Genomic DNA, 3,442 nt, shown 5'->3' with positions numbered 1-3,442 from the left:
GTCGCGGCCGCGGCGGCGCGCCGCCGGGCCGCGCCCGCGCCGATCGCACGAGGGGAAACGACCATGCTGTTGCGCTGGCTGCTGCTGCCGCTGCTGCTGTTCTGCGTCGCCGCGCGCGCGGCGACCATGGCCGCGACGCCGATGTTCCGACATTTCGGCGTCGACGACGGCCTGCCTTCGTCCATCGTCTACAAGCTCGCCGAGGATCGCGACGGTTTCATCTGGATCGGCACGCACGACGGGCTCGCGCGCTACGACGGCGTGAGCTTCCGCGTCTGGCGCACGATTCCCGGCGACGCGCGATCGATCGCCGGCAACGAGGTCTCGGCGCTGTTCGTCGACCGCGCGAACCGCGTCTGGGCCGGCGGCGAAGGCAGCGGCGTCAACGTGCTCGACGCGGCGCGGCGCGAATTCCGCCGGTATCGCCACGATCCGGACGATGGGGCGAGTCTCGCGGCCGACGACGTCTGGGCGGTCAGCGAGGATGCCGCCGGTGCGATCTGGGTCGGCACCTATTCGGGCGGGCTGGACCGGCTGCGCGAGGACGGCAGCGGTTTCGACCATCACCGCGCCGACGAGCGCGCGGGCCTGCCCTCGGACATCGTGCTGAGCCTGTACGGCGCCGCCGACGGCAGCCTCTGGATAGGCACCGACAAAGGCCTCGTGCGGCGCAAGCCCGACGGCATCTTCCAGCGCGTGCCGCTACTCGCCGGTGCGGCGCCGCCGCAGGTGCTCGCGCTCGGCGCCGACGGCGCCGGCGTGCTCGCGACGACCTCGGCCGGGCTGTTCCGCGTCGATGCACAGCACGCGGTCGAACGGCTCGATCCGGGCGCCGCGCCGCGCATGCTCTACGCGAGCGTGCGCGACGGTCACGGCGATCTGTGGCTGGCCACGCGCCAGGGCGCCGTGCGCCATGACGTCGAGCATTTCGAGACCGTCTATCGTGCCCAGCCGCGCGTCCCCGGCGGCCTGTCGGGCGAAGCCATCTTCGATCTGCTCGGCGATCGCGAGGGTGGCCTCTGGTTCGCCGCGATCGACGGCGGCGTGGCCTATCTGCCGCCGACCTGGCGGCTGTTCTCGCAATGGCGCGAGCAACCCGGCAATGTGCGCAGCCTGTCGCCGGGACGCATCCAGGGCATCAATCACGGGCGCGACGGCGTGGCCTGGTCGGTGACGATGGCCGGCGCCGTGGACCGCGTCGATCTGCGCAGCGGCGCGGTCGAGCGCTGGGGCGAACGCATCGCCGGTACCGAGCAGCGCCGCCGCTCGGTGCTGCAGGATGCGCGCGGCCGGCTCTGGCTCGGCCAGCACCGCGGCGTGCGCGTGGTCGATCCCGCAACCGGCACGGCGCAGGACATCGCCGCGGACGCGGCGCGCGGCGATGCACTGCCGGCCGGTCCGGTCGATCTGATGCTCGATCGCGGCGACGCGGTCTGGATCAGCGCGCGCGGCGCCGGTATCGCGCGCATCGGCGTCGGCGATCTGCGGATCACGCGCTTCCTGCCCGAGGTCAGCGGCCTGCGCGACGCGGACGTCGAGCAGATGCGCGTCGCGCCCGACGGCGCGCTCTGGGTCGCGCACGTGCACGGCATCGACAGGCTCGCCGCCGGCGCCGGCCGCTTCGCGCCGCCGCGCGGATTGCCCGACACGCGCGTGCATGCGTTCGCGTTCGCCGGCGACGGCAGCGTCTGGCTGCACCGGTTCGGCGCGATCGAGCACTACGCGGCCCAGGGCGACGGCTACGTCCGCGTCGGCGCGATCGATGCCGCGGCCGGCTGGCCCGCGCTGGATGCCGGCGCGATGGAGCTCGACGCGCAGCAGCGGCTCTGGATCAGCACGCCGCGCGGCCTCTACCGCGTCGACACGCGCAGCGGCCAGGTGCGCCGCTACGGCCTCGCCGCCGGCCTGATCGACTCGGAATTCATCGACCGCAGCCTCGTGCTGCGCAGCGACGGCGTCGCGCTCGCCGCGACCACCGACGGCCTGATCGCGTTCGACACGGCCGCGGCCGAGCCGCAGCTGCCGCCGGCGCCGCTGCTCCTGACCGGCGTGCAGGTGCGCCGCGGCAGCGACGCGCACGCGTTCGATCCGGCGCATCCGGCCCTGCTGGCCTGGAACGACCGCGACCTGCGCATCGAGGCGCGTGCGCTGTCGTTTCTCGCGGCCAACCGCTACGACTTCCTGCTGCAGGGCCTGGACAGCGACTGGAGTCCCGGCAGCGACACCGGCCTGCGCGAGCTGGCCCAGCTGCGCCCGGGCGACTACCGCCTGCGCGTGCGCGCGCATACGGGACTCGACGACGTGGTCGAACTGGCCGCGCCGCTGCACCTGAGCGTCGAGGCGCCGCCCTGGGCGCGGCCCTGGGCCTATGCGCTGTATCTGGTCTTGCTCGCCGTCGCGGTCGCGATCGCCGCATTGGTCTGGCGCCGGCGCCTCGTGCGCAGCCATGCGCTCGCGCTGGCTTCGCAGCGCCGCGAGCTGGCCGAGCAGGCCAGCCTGGCCAAGTCGGAATTCCTCGCGCATATGGGCCATGAGATCCGCACGCCGATGACCGGCCTGCTCGGCATGGCCGAGCTGCTCCAGCGCACGCCGCTGGAGCCGCGCCAGCTCAGCTACGTCGGCGGCATACGCACGTCGGGCGAGCACATCCTCCGGCTGGTCAACGATGCGCTGGATCTCGCCCGCGTAGAGGCCGGCCGCCTGCAGCTGGAGCAGGCCGCGTTCGATCCGCAGGCGGTGCTGCGCGACGTCGCCGACGTCGGCCACGCGCTGGCCCTGCGCAAGGGCATCGGCTTCATCGTGCGTCTGCCGGTCGAGCCGCCCGTGCGGCTGCTCGGCGACGCGCAGCGGCTGCGCCAGATCCTGCTGAACCTCGTCAACAACGCGGTCAAGTTCACCGAGGTCGGCGGCGTGACCGTGGAGCTCGTCGCCGCGGCGGCCGGCGCGCAGTGCTTCCGCATCAGCGACACCGGCCCGGGCATCGCGCCGGCGATGCAGGCGCGCCTGTTCCAGCGCTACAGCCAGGACGAGGCCGGCCGGCGCGCCGGCGGCAGCGGCCTGGGCCTGGCGATCTCGCAGGAGCTGGCCCAGCTCATGGGCGGCGCGATCACGGTCGAGAGCGCGCCGGGCCGCGGCAGCAGCTTCGTGCTGCAACTGGCCCTGCCGGCCGCGCCCGACGAAGTCGAGGCGCCGCCGGCGCCGGCCGCGGCGACGCCGCTGGATCTCGTCGTCGTCGAGGACGACCGCAATGTCGCCCATGTGGTCTGCGCGCTGCTCGAAACCCTCGGTCACACGACGCGCCACGCGCCGCAGGCGCTGGCCGCGCTGGCCGAAGTCGCCGCGCGCCGGCCGCACTGCGTCGTGCTCGATCTGGACTTGCCCGACGTCGGCGGCCTGCAGCTCGCGCGGCTGCTGCGCGCGCAGGAGAGCGGCGACCGGCCGC

1 protein-coding gene is annotated in these 3,442 nt (G+C 74.2%); it reads left to right on the top strand.

What is annotated here, in order from left to right; genetic code table 11:
• Nucleotides 1-63: 63 nt before the first annotated feature.
• Nucleotides 64-3,442 (top strand): hybrid sensor histidine kinase/response regulator (locus tag NON22_RS21955; RefSeq protein ID WP_257389136.1); only part of this gene is annotated, 3,379 nt, incomplete at its 3' end.

It is taken from the genome of Tahibacter caeni, from assembly GCF_024609805.1.
Classification (GTDB): domain Bacteria; phylum Pseudomonadota; class Gammaproteobacteria; order Xanthomonadales; family Rhodanobacteraceae; genus Tahibacter; species Tahibacter caeni.
This window is presented reverse-complemented; position numbering and strand designations above follow the sequence as displayed.